This window comes from Allocatenococcus thiocycli, from assembly GCF_921292965.1.
Classification (GTDB): Bacteria; Pseudomonadota; Gammaproteobacteria; order Enterobacterales; family Vibrionaceae; genus Vibrio; species Vibrio natriegens.
On sequence record NZ_CAKLCK010000052.1, the window covers coordinates 14,708 to 37,093 of the forward strand.

The 22,386-nt window shown below is 45.9% G+C and carries 14 protein-coding genes; 11 read left to right on the top strand and 3 right to left on the bottom strand.

Annotated features, from left to right (window positions below; all coding sequences use genetic code 11):
* Window positions 1–21: 21 nt before the first annotated feature.
* The 3 genes from L9Q40_RS21625 to L9Q40_RS21635 are packed head-to-tail and all read left to right on the top strand — an operon-like array spanning window position 22 to window position 3,396.
* Window positions 22–729, top strand: coding sequence for a response regulator (locus tag L9Q40_RS21625; protein ID WP_498794598.1), 708 nt, complete (start codon window positions 22–24; stop codon window positions 727–729).
* Window positions 719–2,149 carry an ATP-binding protein gene (locus L9Q40_RS21630; protein ID WP_498794599.1) on the top strand — a complete coding sequence of 477 codons (1,431 nt, stop codon included), beginning with the start codon at window positions 719–721 and terminating at the stop codon, window positions 2,147–2,149. The genes L9Q40_RS21625 and L9Q40_RS21630 overlap by 11 nt, the downstream gene beginning before the upstream one ends.
* A 2-nt stretch (window positions 2,150–2,151) precedes the next feature.
* Window positions 2,152–3,396, top strand: coding sequence for an ABC transporter substrate-binding protein (locus L9Q40_RS21635; protein WP_498794600.1), 1,245 nt, complete (start codon window positions 2,152–2,154; stop codon window positions 3,394–3,396).
* A 112-nt stretch (window positions 3,397–3,508) separates the two neighbouring features.
* Here L9Q40_RS21635 and L9Q40_RS21640 read toward each other — a convergent pair whose 3' ends face one another.
* A complete protein-coding gene (locus L9Q40_RS21640) occupies window positions 3,509–4,975 on the bottom strand; it encodes a sulfatase family protein (protein WP_498794601.1) in 1,467 nt (488 codons plus the stop codon).
* Window positions 4,972–6,468: a sulfatase family protein gene (locus tag L9Q40_RS21645; protein ID WP_498794602.1), complete on the bottom strand. Its 1,497-nt coding sequence runs from the start codon at window positions 6,466–6,468 to the stop codon at window positions 4,972–4,974. Before L9Q40_RS21645 ends, L9Q40_RS21640 begins: the two co-directional genes overlap by 4 nt.
* A gap of 135 nt (window positions 6,469–6,603) precedes the next feature.
* Between L9Q40_RS21645 and L9Q40_RS21650 the strand changes: the two genes are divergently transcribed.
* The 8 genes from L9Q40_RS21650 (at window position 6,604) to L9Q40_RS21685 (ending at window position 19,160) form a co-directional block, all read left to right on the top strand.
* Window positions 6,604–7,806 (top strand): anaerobic sulfatase maturase, encoded by a 1,203-nt coding sequence (locus L9Q40_RS21650; protein WP_498794603.1) that lies wholly within the window; start codon window positions 6,604–6,606, stop codon window positions 7,804–7,806.
* A gap of 364 nt (window positions 7,807–8,170) precedes the next feature.
* Window positions 8,171–9,892, top strand: coding sequence for a DUF2264 domain-containing protein (locus tag L9Q40_RS21655; RefSeq protein WP_498794604.1), 1,722 nt, complete (start codon window positions 8,171–8,173; stop codon window positions 9,890–9,892).
* A 68-nt stretch (window positions 9,893–9,960) separates the two neighbouring features.
* The gene (locus L9Q40_RS21660; RefSeq protein ID WP_498794605.1) at window positions 9,961–11,880 is read left to right on the top strand and encodes an ABC transporter substrate-binding protein; all 1,920 of its coding nucleotides are present in this window, start codon (window positions 9,961–9,963) and stop codon (window positions 11,878–11,880) included.
* Between the two features lie 113 nt (window positions 11,881–11,993).
* On the top strand, window positions 11,994–12,989 hold the full coding sequence (locus L9Q40_RS21665; RefSeq protein ID WP_498794606.1) for an ABC transporter permease: 996 nt from the start codon (window positions 11,994–11,996) through the stop codon (window positions 12,987–12,989).
* Window positions 12,990–13,005: 16 nt separating this feature from the next.
* On the top strand, window positions 13,006–14,181 hold the full coding sequence (locus L9Q40_RS21670; RefSeq protein WP_498794607.1) for an ABC transporter permease: 1,176 nt from the start codon (window positions 13,006–13,008) through the stop codon (window positions 14,179–14,181).
* A gap of 10 nt (window positions 14,182–14,191) precedes the next feature.
* A complete protein-coding gene (locus tag L9Q40_RS21675) occupies window positions 14,192–15,865 on the top strand; it encodes a dipeptide ABC transporter ATP-binding protein (RefSeq protein WP_014235058.1) in 1,674 nt (557 codons plus the stop codon).
* Between the two features lie 113 nt (window positions 15,866–15,978).
* On the top strand, window positions 15,979–17,982 hold the full coding sequence (locus L9Q40_RS21680) for a methyl-accepting chemotaxis protein (protein WP_498794609.1): 2,004 nt from the start codon (window positions 15,979–15,981) through the stop codon (window positions 17,980–17,982).
* Window positions 17,983–17,996: 14 nt separating this feature from the next.
* Window positions 17,997–19,160, top strand: coding sequence for an ROK family protein (locus tag L9Q40_RS21685; RefSeq protein WP_498794610.1), 1,164 nt, complete (start codon window positions 17,997–17,999; stop codon window positions 19,158–19,160).
* Between the two features lie 103 nt (window positions 19,161–19,263).
* Here L9Q40_RS21685 and L9Q40_RS21690 read toward each other — a convergent pair whose 3' ends face one another.
* Window positions 19,264–21,972: a glycoside hydrolase family 2 protein gene (locus L9Q40_RS21690; protein ID WP_498794611.1), complete on the bottom strand. Its 2,709-nt coding sequence runs from the start codon at window positions 21,970–21,972 to the stop codon at window positions 19,264–19,266.
* Between the last annotated feature and the right edge of the window lie 414 nt (window positions 21,973–22,386).

Below are 22,386 nucleotides of genomic sequence, written 5' to 3' on the forward strand. Positions count from 1 at the left end.
GGCAGGCACAGGGAGAGTAGGATGGAAAGCAAGCAGATATTGGTCGTCGATGACAACCTCGACCTTCGAGATGCGTTGTCGGATTACCTTGGTCGAGCGGGGTTTGAGGTTCTCTGTGCAGAAAACGGTGACGTGATGTGGCAACTGCTAAAAGAGCACCATCCTGATTTAATCATTCTCGATATAATGATGCCCGGCGAAGACGGTTTTACCCTTTGTCAGAAGCTGCGTAAAAGTTCCGATATTCCAATCATCATGCTCACTGCCGTCACCGAAGAAGCTGATCGAGTAGCGGGGTTAGAAATGGGGGCTGACGACTACATCACCAAGTCATTCAGCCCGCGCGAATTGCTTGCTCGCATAAAAACCATCCTCAGACGTAGCCAATCAACATCAACTACAAAACTCACACGTAAAGTACGTTTTGATGATTGGCTATTAGATACCGTGACTCGCCAGTTAACCCACGTTTCCAGCCAAGAGGTAAAACAGCTCAGTGGTGCTGACCTGTCGCTACTCGGTTTGTTCGTCAACCATGCTCAATCGATCCTCTCTCGTGATGATATTGCCCGAGAGATTTGGGGACGCGATGCCGATCCTTTTGAACGCGGGATTGATGTGCAGATCAGTCGCTTGCGTCATCACCTTGAAGATAAAGATCGATCTTTGATCCTAACCGTGCGCAACAAAGGCTACATGCTCACAACGGATGTACATTATGAGAATTAAACGCTGGACGGGATCTCTGGTTGTCCGAACCAGTGTCTTCCTGCTGTTGGTGATTATTCTGGCGCAGGTTTTGTCGGGCATCATCTGGTATCAGCATGCCAGTGAGCGAGACAAAGAGGGTCTGACAACCACGGTAAAAAGCCTCGCTTTGAGCGCCTCTTCAACCATCGCTTTTTTTCAAACTCTGCCGTCTGAATATCGTCACCTCGTCCTTAACCAATTAAGAAGCATGGGCGGGACGCGGTTTTTTGTGTCACTCAATAATCATCAAATTCAAGTTGACCCGTTGCCTGAGAGTGAACGCAAAACCTTGGTGATCAATCAGGTTCGCCAAGTGTTAAAGAGTGAGTTGAACGGTATTCCCAATATCAATGTTGAGTTTACTCAGCGCGACAAGCTCAAAGTGTTTAACAACGAGTTACCTATCGACGAGTTGCCTTTGCTGTGGGCACACTATTCGCTCTCGTTTGGCGATCTCAACCCGCCAATTCTGGTGATGCAGGTTGAAGTGGCCCAAAACGAATGGTTTTATCTCGCGGCGGTACTACCCGCTCCTTACGTCAACTTAGAAACCAACTATTTTGAGTGGAGGCAATGGCTTACACTGCTGTTGTCGGCACTGATGCTACTGGTGTGTACGTGGTTTATCGTCCGTAAAGAGATTCAACCTATTCGCGAGTTAGCGAAAGCGGCAACTCTGATGTCGAGCCGATTGGACGTGCCCGAAGTGTCTGAACGTGGCAGCAACGAACTCAAAGCCGCCGTTCGAGCATTCAATAAAATGAATCGCCGCATCGACAGCCACATTAAAGACCGTGAAATGCTGTTCAGTGCCATTTCTCATGACCTTAAAACACCAATTGCTTGCCTGAAACTAAGGGCTGAAATGTTGGACAACGATGACGACCGAGAGCGCTTTACTCGCCTAAGTAATGACTTAGATTTGATGGTTAAAGGCGCGCTGCAGTGCATTAAAGAGACCGATATCCACGAGGAAATTGAACCAATTAATCTCTATCAGCTGATTCAACACATCGCTTCCAATATCGTCGATGCGCCAGACGCCATTCGTATTCACGGCGAAATCCGAACCCATTTTGCCGGTAAGCCACTGGCGATTAAGCGCTGTATTCAGAATCTGGTCGATAACGCCCTTAAATACGGCCACCAAGCAGACATTACCCTGAGTGAAAGTCCAGAATCGATCCAGATAGAGATTGAAGATCACGGAGATGGTGTTGGCGAACCGCTATTAGAAAAGCTCTGCCAGCCTTACTTTCGCGTTAGCAAAGACAAAGAAGGAAACGGGTTGGGGTTAACCATTTCGCAGAGTATTGCAAAGGCTCATGGCGGCAGTTTGTCGTTGAGCCATTCTCAGTTTGGCGGCCTCTGCGCTACACTGATTTTCCCGAGAGACTAACTATGAACAAACTGGCATTTTTGTTCCCATTGCTGATCGCACCGTGTTTTGCTCACGCAGAACCGCCACAAGGGGTGGAGTTTTTACATTGGTGGACATCTGATGGAGAAAAACAAGCACTTCAAATCCTGAAAACACAGCTTAAACAGCACGATATCGAACTGATTCAAAGCCCGGTATTGGGCGGTGGTGGCGATAGCGCCATGACGGTGTTACAAGCCAGAGCGCTTGCGGGCAATCCGCCGAGCTTCGCTCAAATTGAAGGGCCGAGTATCAAAGCATGGGACGCGATTGGTATTTTATACAACGTCAATGCGGTCGCGGAAAAGCAGCGCTGGAACGAAGTGTTGTACCCACTTTCTATCGATATAAACAAAACACAAAACGGTTATGTCGCGCTACCTTTAACCTTGCATCGCCTGAACTGGCTTTGGGTCAACCACAATTTGCTCAAACAGCTTGGCTTGTCTGCACCTAAAAACTGGCAAGAGATGTTCAGCGCGATGGAACTGGCGAAGAAAAATGGCATGATCCCAATTGCGGTAGGTGAGCAACTCTGGCAAGTGGCTCAACTGTTCGAAAACTTGGTTATCTCAACGGGTGGCGTTGAGTTTTACACCAATGCGATGGTTAAATTGCAGCGAGACAGTATCGACAGCGAGACGTTGCGCGAAGCACTAAACCAGTTTCGTCGCCTGAGTTTACTTATCGACAACCAATTACCGGACAGTAAATGGGATACCGCCACCAAAGCTTTAGCTAACGATAAGGCGCTGTTTCAAATTGGTGGCGACTGGATTTTGGGTGAACTGCTTGCTAATCAAGTGTCCGTACCCTCCGAGATCGGCTGTTATCCGACGCCAGATAGCGATGGTGTGTTTCTCTACAACATGGACAGCTTAGTGTTTATGTCGAGTAAGTCGTTTTCTGCAGAAGTCGCACACCAAACTGCAAACGTGCTTGCCGATGTGGATTTTCAAACCGAATTTAACCGCGTGAAAGGCTCGATTCCAGTGCGCACCGATATCGATATCAGCGATTTTAATCCTTGTCAGATTCAGTCTTATCGGGACTTTCACTATGGATTGGAACACAACCTCGCCGTGCCAAGCATGATCGATTCCATGGCGGTGAATCCTGTCGCACAACAGGCAATAAACTCAGAAATCTTCCGTTTTTACCGAAACCCAGACATGAGCGCTGATGAGTTGATTAAGCGTATTATTGCGATTTCGCAAAGTGGCTAATGAGGAGTCGCTACTGTAGGTCAGGTGAAACGAGAAGCTGGGCTTTCGAATTGGAAATCAGAGAGCCCAAGTTTGGGCTCTCGTGGTGTAAGCGACGATAAACGAGAAGCGATTAACGAGTGCGTGGTGCTTTAATACTCTTTTCAAGCAGAGCTGCTAACTCTTCTACTTTTTCGGGATACTGCTCGGCGAGGTTAACGACTTGGCCAATATCATCGTGCAAATCAAATAACTGAGCGCTAGAGAGGTTGCCTTTTTCATTCCCCGTATATTGGCAGATAAAATCGTCATCGTGCGGCGGAATATAAGCGTAACGCTGGTCTCTGAATACCTTTTTGTATTGCATCCCTTCAAGCACCATATTGTCTCGGCCTTGAGGTTCCTTACCCAGTAACGTGTCTAGCAGCGGTTGGCTGTCCGGTGCTTCTTCCGCTTGCAGTTCACTGCCAGTTAGCTGAGCAAAACAATGGTAAAGATCGACGTGGTTGAACAAGGCTTCCGTTTCCCCTCGGGTAGCGCCGTTTGGCCAGCGGACAATAAATGGCACTCGGGTACCACCTTCAAACAGGCTGTACTTTCCGCCACGCAGTGGGCCAGCCATTCTATGTTCGCCGTTGAACTCTACCGCTTGATCTTTATAGCCATCGTTTAATACAGGGCCGTTGTCGCTGGAGAAGATCACGATCGTATTATCAGCCAGCTGTAGCTCTTCCAACTTATCGAGGACCTGCCCAATGCACCAATCCATTTCGACGATCACATCGCCGCGAACACCGTGAGGTGTCACGCCTCTAAAGCGAGGGTTCGGAATACGCGGTACGTGCGGTTGATGCAAGGCGTAGTAAAGGAAAAACGGCTGATCTTGGTTTTGCTCGATAAACTCAATGGCTTTGTCAGCAAACACTTCGCCCATGGTTTCATCATCCCAGATTGCGGATTGACCGCCGCGCATGTGACCGATACGGCTAACGCCATTGATGATCGTGCCGTCGTGGCCATGATCGTACATGACATCCAGAAGCTCTGGGTTGTGACGGCCTGTAGGTACGTCATCAAAGGCTTGATCCCAATCGTAGGTCACTTCAATCGGGTCTGAAGGATCGAGGTTATCAACATGGCGATTGTCGATGTAAACACATGGAACACGGTCATTGGTCGCAGCCATAATGTAGGAATCGTCAAAACCGACATCGTTTGGTGTTCCCTGAATTTCTTGATTGAAATCGAGTTCACCATTGCCGAGTCCTAAATGCCATTTACCGACGATACCAGTGCGATAGCCTGCCTTTTGGAACATTTTTGGCATTGTAAAATCAGAGATGGTGATGATCTGCGGGGCATCGCCAGGTAAAACGGCCGCGTTAGGATTACGCCAAGGGTAAGAGCCTGTCAGTAAACTGTAGCGCGACGGTGTACATGTCGCTGCCGTGGCATAACCTTGATGGAATTTAAGCCCTTCTTCAGCCAGTTTATCCAGGTTAGGCGTTGGAATGTCGTTTGCCCCGTAACAGCTCAAATCGCCGAAACCGAGATCATCGGCATACATAATAATGACATTAGGGAGTGTATCGTTACTCATGAGAATTCCTTCTCTGTGTCACGTTTGTTGAACAAGTCATATGGAAGCAAGTGGTCAAGCACTCGGCCATCGGCCCACGGGTCGTCAGTTCGAACTAATTCTTCCGCCATGGCGCGCAATAGGCGACGAAGGTCTGGTTGTTCAGGCTCGAATTCCAGGTTATTGGTTTGGTATGGGTCTTGGATGTTGTCGAAAAATTGGGTTTTCTCGAGCTGACCGAAATCATCAATATGCAGTGCTAAGGAGTAACGCTCCGTTTTAATGCCTCGGACGGAAGCGAAATAGCCACGGATTTTACCGTCTGCACCTGGAGCGGTATTCATGTTCTTCAGATAGAGAGCATAAGTCGGGCTGTTATCAATCGCACCTGAGCGGAAAATCTCTGCGAGATCGCGGCCATGAATGTTGGTTGGGCAAGATGATGAAAGCCCCATCAAGCCCAATACGGTTGGCATAATATCAGCACTGCTCAAAAAGGCAGGGTGTTGATTTGCTTGACTCTGCTCGGCAGCTTTCACGATGAAAGGTACTGAGAACGCCTCGTTGTAAAGGCAATTTTTGGCATCATCAACACCTTGGCTGCACAAGGTTTCGCCGTGGTCGCTGGTAAATACGACAATCGTATTGTCCCATTCACCCATCGCTTTCAGTGTCTCAACCAGACGGCCGAACTCACTGTCGGTGCCTGTAACATTGGCAAAGTAATAAGGCGCGCTATTGGCTTTTTCGAGGCTCGTATCAGCGTTTTCGCGCAATAAAAGCTCATCAACAGGCGTGTCTTTGTAACGTAACCAATCTTCCATACGGCAATCGTCAAGGCTGTCGTATGGGCTGTGTGGCGGATTCATCGACATAAACAGCGCAAAAGGTTTGTCTGCGTCGCGCTGGCCTTGTTCGTTCTTCAGATACTCAATCGCCTTGTCGGTTTCATGTTCTGCCGACCACACTTTTGGCTCGTGACGGCGGCCGTCGGTGTCGTAGTAGTGTGGGTTGTTGTGCTCATCAAACGTGCCGTAACCATACCAGAAATCGATACCATGGCGGCGCTGTGGCTCGGTGTACGAGTCCCAGGCTGGGACTCTTGGATCAACATAATGACCGGGCTTAGCCGGATCGTTTGGTGTCGGTACATCCAAATGCCATTTGCCGATATAACCGACGTTATAGCCAGCCTCTGACAGCACATCAGTGAAACAAATCGCAGTTTCTGGCAACTCGGAATCTACACGGTCTGAGTTACAATTCAGCGGTACACCACTGCGAGATGGGAATTGTCCGGTCATCAAGCTACCGCGGTGCGGGCTACAAACTGGGCAGTTACTTACTGCGTTGTTAAGCAACGTTGATTGTTGGATAAACGCATCAAGGTTGGGTGTATGGACAGGGTCCCCCACACCGGGAATTAAGTCACGATAGTTGGGATCTTGCCAGATACCTAACGACATCAGGCGAAATTGATCGGGAAATACATAGAGTAAATTGGGTTTTTTCATGATTCATAATAGTAGAGGGTTTTAATTATTATATTGAAACATGGTTTTATAATTGTTGTTTGCGATCACGGATTGATGATAAATTGAAATGGCATTTTAAAATAATTTTCCTACTAAGAATAAGTTTTGGTTACGGTGTCACTTATAATCCCCACCAGTAAAGCGAAAGCAAAGCGTCCGTTTCATATTTTGTCCAAACCGATTGGCCCTTTGTGCAACTTGGATTGCGATTATTGCTTCTATCTCGACAAAACCGACTATTACCCGCAAACCAAACAGTTTGATATGGGTGATACGACACTTGAGGCTCACATTAAAAGCTATATTGAGAGCCAACCCGTAGGTTGCCCTGAAGTGACGTTTGGTTGGCAGGGTGGGGAGCCGACACTAAGAGGGCTGGATTTTTTCCGCCAAGCCGTCGTGTTGCAAAAGAAGTACGCTCGTCCGGGAATGAAGATCATCAACACGCTGCAAACCAATGGCGTGCTGATCAACGATAATTGGGCGGCGTTTCTAAAACAACATGAATTTTTGGTTGGTATCAGTATCGATGGCGACGAAGAACTGCATGACCACTATCGTAAAACCCGTAGCGGAAAAGGCTCCTATCGTCAGGTCATCCAAGGCTTGCAGATGTTAAAAAAGTATCAGGTTGATACTAACGTGCTGACTGTGATTCAGAATCATAACGGCGACCATGGCAAACGAGTGTATCGACACCTGAAACAGCTTGGCGTGACGTTCATTCAGTTCATCCCAATTGTTGAACCGGAGAAAGGCAAAGGTGTCTCTGAGCGAAGCGTATCTCCAGAGCAGTTTGGTCAGTTTATGGTGGATGTGTTTGAAGAGTGGCGTAAAGAAGACATTGGCAAGGTGTACGTCAGTCATTTTGACAATGCGCTCGGCATGCATTTGGGTATGCCGTCTTCTATTTGTGTTCATTCCCCTCAGTGTGGTGAGAACCTCGTTGTCGAGCACAATGGTGATGTGTATAGCTGTGACCACTTTGTTTATCCACAATTCAAAGTGGGCAACATCAACCAGCGAGATTATCCTGACTTGATTGAAACGCCCATCCAGCAACAATTTTCTACCCGCAAGCCGATTGGCAGCCAAACTCATTGTCAACGATGCGACCAACGTTCGCTTTGTCATGGCGCGTGCCCAGCGCAGCGCATTGATGCAAACGGAGAGCTATCCATATCCGCAAAGCACTATCTATGCGAAGGGTATTATCAGTTTTTCTCTCACCTTCGCCCTTATCTGGATGCGATGGGGCGATGTCTGCATCGAGGATTACCACCTCTCTATTACGCGCGATTTATGCGCCAGAACTAATCTGGCGTGCACATCCATCTTTTGCGTAATTCTATAAGCATTGTTAAAGAGCACGCTGTCATAGGTTAATTTTCCCTGTTTCAGTGTGCTTACAATCCCGTAGTCCTATCAACCCAGCATATCTCAGCGTGTTTGCTCCATGAGTAACAGAGCAAGGTTCATACAGCCCACAATAAATTATTGAAACAATGTTTTAATTATATTGTTTGCTCTAGTTCAATTTTGTGAGCTAGGTGGGCGTTGAGATAAAAAAATAAAACGTAGTTTTGATCTTTATATCAAAAATATAAAAAAGCGTTTCAATAATTATAGCTTATGAGTTTTAATTCATTCATTGATGATTTTGTTGTTAAGCGAGTGACCCGTGGCAATAAGTTTGAATTGTTTGGCAAATACGGAGCAAGGATGCATCAGCCGCTCTGAAACGCTGAAAATGCTAAAAGCGATTGTAGAGCGCCAAATGGACGTTGTTCGTGGAACAACACAGGACGAGCCAAATTTCAATAGTGCTGCGCACTATACTGCAGACGTTGCGGGTATCGAACATGTTTGTCGTTTGATGTGGGGCGCAGTGCCTGCTGGAGAGGCGCTGAAAGATGAGCATGCCGAGTTGTGCCAGTTAATCGCCAACGGTACCAATCCCATGCACCAAGACTTTTGGCAGTTTCCACGCAATTATGACCAACGTGTTGTGGAGATGTCATCGATTGCAGTCGCGTTGATCGATGCTAACGAATTTTACTGGCAGCCGTTAGATCGCGAGCAACGCACCAATCTTGTGAGTTGGTTAAATTCCGTCTCCGATTTAGAGTTGCCACCAAACAACTGGCGCTGGTTTAGGGTTCTGATCTTAAAAGCACTATCGTTACTGGGTGTGGAAATTCAGCAACAGGTGCTTGAACAAGACCTCGCTTTTATTGATGAAATGCATTTGAAAAACGGGTGGTATCAGGATGGTCTCACAGGTGTGGTGGACTATTACAACCCGTTTGCTTTCCAACTTTACGCATTGGTGTACGCCCGCTGGGACAACTATCAGAGTGCTGGCAGTCAGCTTTTGCTTGACCGTGCAATAGAGTTTTCTCATCGCTATCAATATTGGTTTGGCGAAGATGGTCAGCCTCTGTGCTACGGCCGCTCGTTGAATTATCGCTTTGCTGGTGCTGCTTTTTGGGCGGAATTGGCGCGTACTGAACATCCTGATATTGATATCGCAACGGCAAAAAGCTACTGGATGCAAACCATGCGCTGGTGGGCGAATCAGCCAATCTGGGATCAACAGGCACAGTTGCTACCGGGCTTTGCTTACCCTAACTTGCTCGTGAGTGAATTCTATACCAGTTACGCGTCACCGATGCTGGCACTTAAAGCCTTTAACGCACTTTATTTACCTGAACAGCATCCATTTTGGACGGTAGAAGAACAACCATTATCGAGCAATATGCCCGCCACGTGGATTGGTGAACGCCACCTGATTACCCGCCGTCAGGGCAGTTATCTGCTGACCAATAGCGCACCTGCAAACGAGCTGCGTAATTGTAATGACAAATACAGCAAGTTTGCCTACAGCTCCGCGCACGGACTGTGTGTTGAATCAACTAATTGGTTGGATCAGGGTTGGGCGGGAGACAATATTTTTGCTTTTGCTCATCCACAGACTCGTCAATGGTTTAGTCGCACCCGAAATATCAATAGCTATCGCGAAGGCGATTCACTGGTCTCTTTATGGCAGCCGTTTGAAGGTTGTGTGGTGAAAACGCGCCAACAATTTACTGAGCAGGGTGAACTTCGTAGCCATGAAATCACCACTGATTTTGCTTTGGAATTTGTGATGACAGGGTATGCCGTAGATGGCTGGTCAGCTTGGTTCAGTCATCAGGTGATTCAGCCTGCGCACGTCGAATCAGAGCAGCTATTTAGTGAACTGATTTTATTGCAAGGTGAAGGGCAAACCCGAGTATACCCATGCGCACCTAACACCAATTTACTTTATCCCCAAGCAAGTGTTCCTGCCATTACTGGCCGTATCGAACCCGGTACACACCAGTATATTGTCGCCGTGAACGCTGGCAATGTGCCTCGCTGAATTAAATAGCTAAGCGAAGTGCGAAAGAATTAATCCTTAAATTTGTATACGAAATCAGGGAGTTACTGATGAGTTATAAGAATAGCTTACCTCTACTTGGCAAAGTCGCTATCGCGGTTGCTGCCTCTGTCTCTTTTTCTGCTTTGGCGGGTACGTACAACGAAGCTCCTCAACTTAAAGATTTAGTTGATGCGGGCCAACTACCACCAGTGGTAGAGCGTTTGCCAGAAAACCCACTCGTTGTTGAGCCAATTGAATCTATCGGTCAATACGGTGGTGAATTGCGTCTGCTTGGTTTAAAAGCAGACCGTGGTCACCGTATGCGTATGCTGAAGTACGACAACTTATTTAACTTTAACCGCCACTACACGGGTATTGAGCCAAACTTGGCAACGAGCTACACAGTAAACCCAGAGCTGACTGAGTACACGATCAGCTTGCGCAAAGGCGTTAAATGGTCTGACGGAAAAGAGTTTACCGCGGAAGACATCAAGTTCTACCTAGATTTAATTAACCGTGAAGATTGGTCTGGCAACAAACCTCTTTATGCTCGCCACTCAGGTGATGCAGTCGGTACCGTTGTCGACAAGCACACAATCAAAATCACGCTAAAAAATGCCGATGGTATGTTCATTCGTAAATTGGCGAACACGGATGGTTCTAACATCGTTCAGTTCCCGAAACATTACTGTGAGCAATTTCTGCCTGAAGTAAACCCTAAAGCAACTGAAGAGGCGAAAGCAGCAGGCTTTGATAGCTGGCAGCAATACTTCCAAACTAAGTGTCGTGCGATTTACTTCCAGGAAAGTTACCAAAACCCAGACCGTCCGACAGTAAACGCTTGGAAAGTAAAAGTGGTTCCAGGTCCGCAAACTCAATACGCGATTTGGGAACGCAATCCATACTATTGGCAAGTCGATACGGCGGGTAACCAATTACCTTACCTGGATTCGGTTTACTTCTCTTACTCTGAGAATAAAGAAGAGATGGTTCTTCGCGCAGCCGCAGGTGAGACAGACTTCCAAACTCGTCACATTGGCGTAGCTAAATACCGTCCAATGTTAATCGAAAACGAGAAGAAGGGTGACTACACTTACGCGACTCGTCCAAGCACTAGCATGAACGCGCTGATCCTTGGCTTAAACCAAACACACAAAGATCCTGTTAAGCGTGAACTATTTTCTAACAAAGATTTCCGTGTAGCACTTTCTCATGCGATTGATCGTGAAGGTATTAGTGAGACTGTTTTCTCTGGCGTAGTTGCGCCATACCAAGCAGCGCCTTCTGAGGGTAGTGCATTCTACGACGAGGAATTTGCAACTCAGTACACAGAGTTTAACCCTGAATTAGCAAATCAATTATTAGACAAAGTAGGTCTAAACAAAAAAGACGAAGATGGCTACCGCCTGGACAAAACGGGTAACCGTTTACGCATCGAAGCGCTCGTTAACCAACAAAACGTTGGCGAAAATACCGACATCCTTGAGTTGGTTAAGAATGACTGGCAGAAAGTCGGCGTATTCCTAGATATCCGTATCGTTGAAGGTTCTTACCTACAAACACAACGTCTGGCTAACGAGTACGATTTAGCACCAGCGAAAGGTGACGGTGGTATCGGTGTGTTGGACACTTTCCGCAGCTATGCACCTCAAAACCCAGAGTCTACCTGGGGCTTAGGTTACTACTACTGGATGACAGATACTTCACACGCTAATGCTGTTGAGCCACCTGCGCACGTTAAGAAGCAAATTGAGCTTTACCAAGCGATGGGCAAAACATCTTCTCATGAAGAACAGTCTAAGCTGATGCAACAAATCGTTGATATCGCGAAAGAAAACTTCTTTGTGATTGGTACGGTTCAGCCTCTGGATGAAGGTGTGATCATTCGTAAAGGCGTTCGCAACGCTGATACTGAGGTTCCAAACTCATACAGTATTGCTTCGCCAGGTCCTATGCGTACCGCTCAACTTTGGAAGGAATCAAAGTAATTTCGTTGAACTAGGTATGGTTAAACCAGACCTGTTAGCCGCAGTCACTAGCAGCTGCGGCTAACGAACCTTTTGTTTTAACTGTTTGCGAAGTTGCAAATGTAGGAATAATTATGAGCAGTTTTTTTCTGTATATAGGACAAAGATTAGCGGCGGTATTTACCACTTTGCTGGTCGTGTCTATTTTAGTTTTTGTCGTTATTGATTTACCACCGGGTGATTTTGCTTCTGCAAAAATCGCAGAAATGGCCGCTATGGGTCAAGATGTCGACCCAGAGCAGATCCTTGTTTTACGTGAAATGTTTGGTTTGGATAAACCGTTGTATGAGCGTTACATAAGTTGGATGGGAGGTCTGCTTACAGGTGATTTGGGGCTTTCTCTGGTTAACAATAAACCAGTTTGGGATAACATTCAGCCTACACTGTTACCTACCATTCTTTTAGCCTGTGCCGTACTGGTATTCAAATTTACGTTGGCTATTCCAATTGGTGTTTACTCTGCTCTGCGTCAATATTCTTTTGGCGATTACATCGCAACTATATTTGGCTTCATCGGCATGGCAACGCCTAACTTTGTTATTGCGATTGTTGCTTTGCTGATTGGTTACCACTCTTTTGATGTGATGCTGTCTGGTCTTTACTCGCCAGAATATATCTCTCAACCGATGAGTTTCGAAAAATTCATGGACGGTGTTAGTCGCAGCTGGCTGTATATTCTTGTTGCTGGTACCGCAGGTATGGCGGGTATCATTCGTATTATGCGTGCCAACTTACTTGATGAATTGACTAAACCTTATGTAAAAACCGCACGAGCTAAAGGCCAAAAAGAATTTACGCTTTTAGTTAAATACCCAATTCGTGTCGCGTGTCTACCTCTAGCTGCGACGATTGGTTGGCAGTTACCACTTCTTATCAGTGCAGACGTGATTGTAAGCCAGGTGTTGAACATCCCGACAATGGGACCAACCATGCTTAGCGCATTGCGTAACCAAGATATGTACCTGGCTGGCGACATTCTATTGCTGATGTCTACCTTAACCATTATCGGTACCATCATTTCTGACCTCATCATGTATTGGGTAGACCCTCGCGTACGCGCTGGTCTGTAATCAAGGAGTAATCATCATGACAGCTAATATTCAAACTGCTCCTTCCAATAGCATGTTTGCTCGAGTATGGAAGCGAAAGAAAAAACAGATTGATCTATCGGAAGCAACCGCTTGGCAATTGATTGGTCTTAAATTAAGACGTCACAAACTGGCTTGGTACAGTATGTGGTTTTTAGCACTAATCTATTTTGTCGCTGCATTCGCGGAGTTTTTTGCACCGTTTAACTCAAGTGACAACTGGCGTCGATACACTTACGCGCCGCCGCAACAGGTAAATCTGTTTGAGAAAACCAGCGAAGGTTGGGATTGGGCGCCACATTTAATCGGCTACACAGTGAAAACCGACCCTCGTTCGCTAAAACGTCATTACACCGAGAATCCAGAGAAGAAAGTCTATTTTGAATTTTTTGGTGAGGTAGAACCGTACACGCTAGCGGGCTTCATTCCGATGAAGTACAAGTTACTGGTACCTAAGAATAAACGTGATCCTTTCTTCATCCTCGGTTCTGACCGAATGGGACGCGATATGTTATCGCGACTAATTCATGGTGCGCGTATCTCGTTGTCGGTTGGTCTGATTGGTGTATTTTTTACCTTTTTCATCGGTATTTTGGTGGGTGGTATCTCCGGTTACTTTGGTGGCAGAGTGGATAACTTCATCCAGCGCACCATGGAAATTGTTAAATCGGTACCAACGCTTCCACTTTGGATGGCGCTAGGTGCGTCATTACCTAATGACTGGAGCTCGTTGCAGCGTTACTTCCTGATCACCATTATCTTAGGTTTGGTTGCATGGCCTGATATGGCTCGCGTTGTCCGCAGCCGCTTCATGTCATTGAAGAGCGAAGAGTATGTTGCAGCGGCATGGTTAGATGGCAACTCGCCATTTGAAATTATCCGCCGTTACATGGTGCCAAACTTCCTAAGTCATATCATCGCAGTGGTTACGCTAGCGATTCCGAGCATGATTTTGGGCGAAACGGCGCTTAGCTTCTTAGGTCTAGGCCTTCAACCACCTATGGTGAGTTGGGGTGTATTGTTACAAGAAGCTCAAAACATCCGTGCTCTAGCGGATGCAATCTGGCTGTTAATTCCAGCAGCAAGTGTGGTTATTGCCATTCTAGCGATGAACTTTGTAGGTGACGGTTTACGTGACGCCTGCGACCCTTACCATGAACAAGGTGCAAAATAAGGTATTTAAAATGGCGGATAAAATTCTTGAAGTTAAAGATCTGAACGTCAGCTTCCCGACAACGATGGAAACCTTCCACGCTGTTAAAAACGTATCGTTTCATTTAAATCGTGGGGAAACCTTGTCAGTCATCGGTGAATCGGGTTCTGGTAAGTCTGTGACAACCAGCGCGATTCTTCAGCTGCTGGACAAACCAGGACGCATTGATTCAGGGGAAATTCTTTATTATACCGATGGATCCAAGGTGGATATCACCACGTTGCATCCGCGTAGTGAAGAAATGCGTAATTTGCGTCGCTTTAACTTCTCATTGGTATCACAAGAGCCAATGGCAGCACTGAGCCCTGTTCATACGGTTGGCGATCAAATTAAAGAAGTGCTTTGTCTTGTTGACCCAGGCATCACGAAACAAGTGGCGCATGAACGTGCAATTGAACTTTTGACTCAGGTACAAATGCCTGAGCCGGAAAGTTTGATTAACAAGTACTCGTTCCAGTTATCTGGTGGTCAGCGTCAACGAGTTGTCATCGCGATGGCGATTGCCAGTCGTCCGGATGTATTAATTGCCGACGAGCCAACAACGGCGTTAGATGTGACCACTCAGGCTGAAATTTTGGAGTTGTTTGCCAAACTGCAGCAAGAGATAGGCATGGCTATTTTGTTCATTACCCATGATTTAGGGGTAGTGGCACAAATCTCGGACCGAGTCGTCGTTATGGAAAAAGGTGTAGTTGTCGAGCAAGGTGATGTGCGCCAAATCTTCGAGCGACCTGAGCACCCATATACGATTAAGCTGATGAATGCGACGCGTGCGCTTGAGCTACCTTCTGAGGTGAAAAAACCGTTTGTTTACACAGGGCAAACGCCACTTTTAGATGTAAACAACGTCACTAAAGTGTTTGAAAAACCGGGCAAGATGTTCGAGAAAAAACAGTTTATGACGGCGGTTAACAACGCGACGTTGACGCTGCACCCAGGCGAGTCTTTGGGAATTGTTGGTGAGTCCGGTTCTGGCAAGAGTACCTTAGGTCGAGCGATTTTAGGTATGCAGCCTGCAACGTCAGGTAACATTCGTTACGTAGACGAAAGTAGTGACGTCGAGCTTGAGCTTGCTGACTACAAGCGTGTGAAACGCGATCCTTTGTTTGCCGATCTACGTTTGATTTTCCAGGACCCATGGTCTTCTTTAAATCCACGTATGACGGTTGCGGATATCATTGAAGAGCCGCTGAAACTGCTTCGCACAGAGATGAGCGCGCAAGAACGTAAAGATCGCGTACGCAATATGATGCGTCGAGTGGGTTTGCCAGCGGAGTTCTCAAGCCGCTATCCACACGCATTCTCTGGCGGGCAGCGCCAGCGAATTGTTATTGCTCGCGCGCTGGTGACGATCCCTAAACTCATCATTGCAGATGAGGCGACGGCAGCATTGGACGTATCATTGCGTGCACAGGTTTTGGACCTATTGATTGAATTCCAAAACGAATTTGGCACATCGTTCATCTTAATCACCCACGACATTGCAACCGTGAAGTACTTCTGTGATCGAGTGATCGTACTGCAACACGGCACGATAATGGAGCAGGGTACCATCGAGCAGGTAATTCATAACCCACAAGAACCATACACTCAAAAATTGATTGCAGCGGTTCCTGTTGCCGAACTACCTAAAGAAGTGGCGTAAAGTTCACTGGTTACTCTAACTCAGGGTGACTTTAAGTTGTCTTTAAAAGGCCGCGTTATGCGGCCTTTTTTATTTTCACAATTAGTAAATTATAAAAATATTAAAAGGTTCCTATGAAGTTTTGGCAAGATCTGTCCATTGTTAGACGTATCTACATTGGCTTTACCTTGTTGCTGCTGGCGATGATTTCGATTGCAGGAGTGAGTTTGCTCCAGGGTAACTTGCAGTCTGAACGTACCCATATCGTGACTGAAGTGATTTCTCCTTATATGGTTGAGTTGAATCGAGTGACAGTGCATCTGCTCACTAGCCAAGCCTTGGCTAACTCTTATTTCACACCGTTGGATGCCGACGTGTATACAAGAATTGAATCTCAGTTTTTAAAAAACCATCAGCGCTATGGTGAAAAATTGTTGGAGTTGGATGCGTTGTTCACCCAACTCAACGAACACCAAATTGATTTGTTAAAAACTCCACATGACATCGCCCTATTTTCTCAAACACACGATTTGTTCAAACGGTATCAACAAGTTGTCGACACAGAGCAATGGGTAGAGGGTCGGACTAGGCAGTTTGTTTTAGACAGCACCAAAATGAAACGTGCCGCTTATAGCTTGTCTGGCTCGGTTGATGATATGAATGCCAGCTTTATGGCAAACAATCTAGCAGCCACTATTGATTCACTTATTTTTAATACCAACCAAGGCTTAAATTCGAGTTCGGCAGACGTTATCGATGGACTGATTAAAAAGAATCGCGCCGTCGCCGAGCGGATTATTAAAACCAGCCAGTCTCTCGCGGAAAAAACACGCAGTTATACAACGCGCGATCAAAAACTCCTGAAGACTGTGATCGATCATGCGACGGACGAGCAAGGCGTGTTGGTCAAACATTATCACGCCATGTTGCAACAGGCCGAAGTTTTCGAACTCCTCGCCGAGGTTCAGTCAGATACGGCACAGTTGATCGATCTGTTTGTCCATCAGTCTGAACAGCTTCGACAACTGTCTGAACAGCAAGTTACTGAAGTCAATGTGATGCAAGCCAGGGGAGAAAAACTGATCATTTTGGTTACGTTATTCTCTTTCTTAATCGTGTCAATGGTTGCTGTGACACTAAGCCGGACGATTCGTAACGCGTTATACATGCTTAAAGCGTCGTTAAATCGTATAGAAAATGGCGATCTGACGTTAACTACCGGCATTAAAAGCAAGAATGAGTTTGGCGAATTGTCTAACTCGATAGATCAAATGATCAATACACTCAAGCACTTGGTGGCATTGGTACAGTCGGTATCCCATCAGCAAAACCAGCTTGCTAATCACAATCAAGTCACTGCCTCTAAAAGTCAAAAATCGCTGGAGTCACAGCGCATCGAAACCGAAAGTGTCGCAGCGGCGATGAGCGAAATGGAAAGCTCGGTCGCGGAGGTCTCCCAAGCCACACGTACCAGCCAAACTCAGTTAACTGATATTGAGCGTTCGGTCGTGAAAGGACAACAACAAACCACCGACAACCTCGAGGCTCAACATCAGCTTTCACAAGCTCTCAAAGAGTCCGCAGATGCCATATCGCGAGTGAGTGATGTAAGCACAGAGATAGGCCGGGTACTCGAAGTGATTCAAGCCATAGCGGATCAAACCAATTTACTCGCGCTTAATGCCGCCATTGAGGCCGCAAGAGCTGGAAGCATGGGACGCGGTTTTGCCGTCGTTGCGGATGAGGTTAGGGAGCTAGCTGGTCGTACAGGTCGTTCAACCCAAGAGATTCATACAATGACTCAATTGTTGCATAAATCGGTTGAGCAGGCGGTCCAACAAGTGGAGCAATGCCATTTTTATATGCAGCACTCGCGCGAATCATCCAATCAAACCAGCATGGTAATGCAAGGTATTCAAGCTTCAATTTCTGAACTTGCTCAGTTGGGAGCACATATCGCTTCGGCGACAGAACAGCAACAAAACACCGCGATAGACATAGCAAAAAACATCAGTCGAATCTCAGACATCGCGTCATCGAATTCAAAAGGTGCTGTGGAAGTTGCAGAAAACGGACAGAAGTTGCAAGAGCTGTCGATAGAGCAACTTAAGTTGATTGAGCACTATAAGCTGAGCTGAGGTGAGTGATGGTGATGCGTCAAGGATTAGGTTTATCCAATAAAGCGATTCGAGTTCACAACAAGCGTTCCATCTTAACGCATTTGGCGAAAAGTGGTCCCTTGAGTAAATCAGAGCTGGCGTCCCGCACTCAGCTTTCGATACCTGCTGTGAGCAAGATACTGTCGGATCTGGATGCAGAATCAAAAATCATGCTTTTCCCTGGACCTGTTCAAAGTCGTGGTAACAGTGCGGGAATTTATGCACTTAGTAATAAACTCAGTCCAATTCTTTGTTTGAATGTATCACCTAATAAAATTGCGGCACTCGTTGTTACTGCAGACCTGGAGTTGCTATTAGAAGCCTCAGAGACCGAGATCAATGTCGAAACACCAGAAGCGTTAATTGACGCGGTCTGTGACGTATATGATAACGCACGAAACGCCAGTAAACAGCGCAAACTACGTGTTGCTATCGGCTTGCACGGTCAAGTTTCCAGGCACAGTGGGGCATCTTTACATATGCCTCTTGCCAAGTGGAAAGGTGGCTTTGAATGTCGATATTTGTTAGCGCAAAGGCTTGATACTGACGTCATTGTCGAAAACGACTGTGTTGGATTAGCATTGGCAGAAAAGTGGCAAAGTGAGCGTCCTGAGCATTTTTGCGTGGTGAATTTAGACTATGGCATTGGCTCGGCTTTTATCATCGATGAGCAAGTATCTTTTGGCCGTTCTCATGCGAATGGCGAAATTGGGCACAATTTGGTGGATATTCATGGCAAGCAGTGTGGCTGTGGCCAGCGAGGGTGTCTGGAGACGGTTGCCTCGTTATCGGCATTACAAAGTGAGTGGGACAAGGTTATACAGAACGGGTGTATAGGGAATGTACATTTTATTGATGCGGTATTAGCGAATCATCCAAGTGCCATCCGTCTAAGTGAAAATGCAGTCAATGCGATTGGTCGAACATTAAGCAATTGCTTAAATTTAGTCGGTATTGAGCAAATTTTACTGTATGGCCGTCTATGTAAATTGGGTGACGCTTGGTTAAGCAGTATTCGTGAAGCAATTGCCTCACACCCTTTTAATGACTACGACGATATAACTCAGCATCAAACTCAAGTTATTTATGGCGAATTATCAACGTCTCAACAACTTAAGGGGTTAGCGTATCTATTTATTGAGAAAAGCTTAAATTAGCCTGAGCATTATTGATTAACACCTAGGTATTTAGAGTCGGGGTAAGTTTAGTACCCAAGATTTTTGGCTGAGAAAAATGCGCCAACTGAGTTGGCGCGTTAGATTAGAAATGAAATTCGCCACAATCTGATTGTTGCAGTTCAACACCTCGATGCTTGGCTCTTATATAGGCGTTGCGAGCGATTCTATTATCAACTTCCTCAACAAAAGAGTGTTTAATTTCGGCTAATCGCGCAATGCTATCGGATGATTGAGTTGGTAGCTCCGATTGCAGAATAGGAAGCGTATTAGGCTTGGTATCTAATTCCAAAATAGCGGGTACAAGCGTATTCATCCCTTCATTTACCGGACGGGCAATCACCAGTATCTTGCCGGCCGTTTGCGTGGTACGAATCAACGCTGGTGCGCTCCCCCATTCCGTCGCCCTTGGGTTCGCAAAAATGTTGTCGGCTTCGATTAGGCTCGCTTCACCATAAACCTCAAACTTAATTTGATGTCGGGCCAAGCGTTTTACATTTCCATCTTCATCAGTGACTTCAGCAACGATGGTACCAATATCAGAACCATTGGCGATGAGCGATGAGTTGTCGATACTAAGGCGCAGACGTGTTGGTCGTTTTGCCGGATACTTGATTTCGGTGATCACACATTCGTCACCCACAAAGCCTTTGGCAATAATGCAGGCTTCGGTGAACCTTTCTTCGCGGTGCAGGTGCTTAAAGTCCATAAAATCAAAAGCGCCTTTGAATATAGCAGGCAAAAACGGAATGCCTTTTCTCGGATTTTTGACAACTTGCGTACCGAAATATTGACCCGCGACGCTCAGTTCAACTCTGTCCACATTGCTCACCACCACGATATCTGAACCAGAAATAGGCGTAGCTTCGTGGAGTATTTTTAAATGGTAACCCGATTGGCAAATAGGATGGGTTTTGTTTGGGTTACGCTGCGCCATGAATACATGGTAGCTGTATTTATCTTGGCGAAACGCATCCATAATACCACCCCAAAACTGCTCAGGATGATAACCGCGTTGGTGATCAAAACCATGCCATAAAGTGCCGCCAATATGCTGCCGTGGTGTTTGATGTAATACGTTGAGATTGGTGGCATATTCATGGCCGGAACTATCGGAGCCTGTAGCGTAGTGCAGCGCTTGAATGATTTGTGCTTGTTCACCCCAGCTACGATGAACTCGGCTGTTAGAGTTGTGAGAATTCCAGTCGTCGACGTTATCTCCCCATTCGCGCGTAAATACGGGAACGTCAAATTCCGCAGGATAAGTCAATTGACCGTCATCCGCTTCACCTTCTTTGACTTGGTTAGGGTGTGCATACATCACTTCTCTTGCTTCAGGACAATCAATATAGCTGTCGAGTGGAACCCAAGTCGCTTCATCCATTTCTTGATGAACAATTTGGTGTAACTCTTTTAAAAACCAGTTCGGCTGATGGGTTTCATTTAGAGCGGGTTCAAACATCCAAATGCATGCGTGGTTGCGATCGCGACGAATTTTTTCGCGTACGTTTTGCTTGGCTTGTTCAACAAACTGAGTCTCTTCATTCCAAAATTGCCAACCAATAGAAGGCTGAATAATTAATACTCCCAATTGATCAGCGGCATCAAGAAAGGCTGGGTCTTGCGGGTAATGAGCAGTGCGGATCACCGACAAGCCAGCATCTTTGAGTTTCTTTACATCATTCCAATGCTGACTATTGCTTAATGCAGTGCCGATGTGTGCGTAGTACTGATGGCGGTTAACACCGATTAACTTTTCTTCGTAGGCTTTGCCGTTAATGTAAAGGCCATCTTTGCCTTTTAGTTCGAGAGTACGAATGCCAATTCTCAATCGCACGCTATCAATCTGTTCGCCAGAATTGTCGAAGAGTCGGCAGTCAAGCCAGTACAAATTAGGTGAGTCGGGGTGCCATAGTTCTGGCTTCTCTACTTGCATTTTACAGCTGACATGCTGATCACTAGATTCTATCGAAACATTCAACGACTGTTTGGTAGTAACGTGTCCAGTTTGGCAAGAGCTCAGTTGGCACTCAATAGTGACTGGCTGCGTATTATTCGTTTGATTGATAATCTGCATGCCAAGATCAATTGTCGCACTTTGTTCTGAAACGTTGCGATAGCGAACTCTTAATCCAGAATGTTTGGTATTAGGGGTTGGAGTGTTAGCGATTCCTTCATGGCCAAAATGCATCATCTTTTGTGTGGAATAAAGCCACACATCGCGATAAATACCGCCAACGTAAGTAAAATCAAGCTCGTATTGATTTTTTCCTGCAGGGAAGCTTGAGTCATCGCTATTATCTGCTTTGACCGCAATAATATTGGTTGAATCAAAGTTCAGGAATGACGTTATATCAATAACAAGCGGTAGAAATCCTTCTTTACGCGATGCAATCAGCTCTCCGTTAATCCACACTTCTGATTTACCTTGAATCGCTTCAAAATCAATGACGATTCTTTGATCTTGTAAATTCTCCGGAATAGCAAAGTGCTTCCGGTACCAAACGACGCCTTGGTAGTTAATGGTGCCACTGGCATCTTCTGGCAACAATTCCACACAATGTGGGAGAGAAACTGATGTCCAGTTTTTATCATCGCAAATAAGTTGATTGGCGTTTACAGGATCACCCTTGTAGAACAGCCAGCCCCCATTGAAATTAAAAACGTGACGAGACGGGTCTGGCATAGAGAAAAATCCAGAATGAGAAAAGTCACGCTGACAATTAAGTAAGTGAATTGGCTTGTGGTGAATGAGTTGTGACAGGCAACGAGTCTGTTCTATCTGTGATGCCATGTTTTGTTCCTAATACTGGTAGTTAGACCGAGATATTATATCAACGCCGTAAAATTCAATTTGGAACAGTTTTGAATCCAAAATCACACTACAAAGTTAACCAAGTTTACTATTGTTCCATTTAATCGCGTGATTGTTGGTATTTACGATTGTGTAAACTCAATTGTCGATTTATTTATTAATAAACAAGGTCGAAAAATAAAGGAATATTGTTTTTTCTTATATTTTTCTTGGGACGGAATGGGTTGTTAATAGAAAGTGTAAGTGGTGATGAATAAGTTAATTGTTTGATTTTGTTTATTTAAAAAGAAAGAGCCCATAAGGGCTCTTTTAGTATGCAAACAATATCTTAGGAAATATAAAGCTATATCTTATTTCAACCAGTAACTACTTTCGTAGGGCCAATACCAGTTA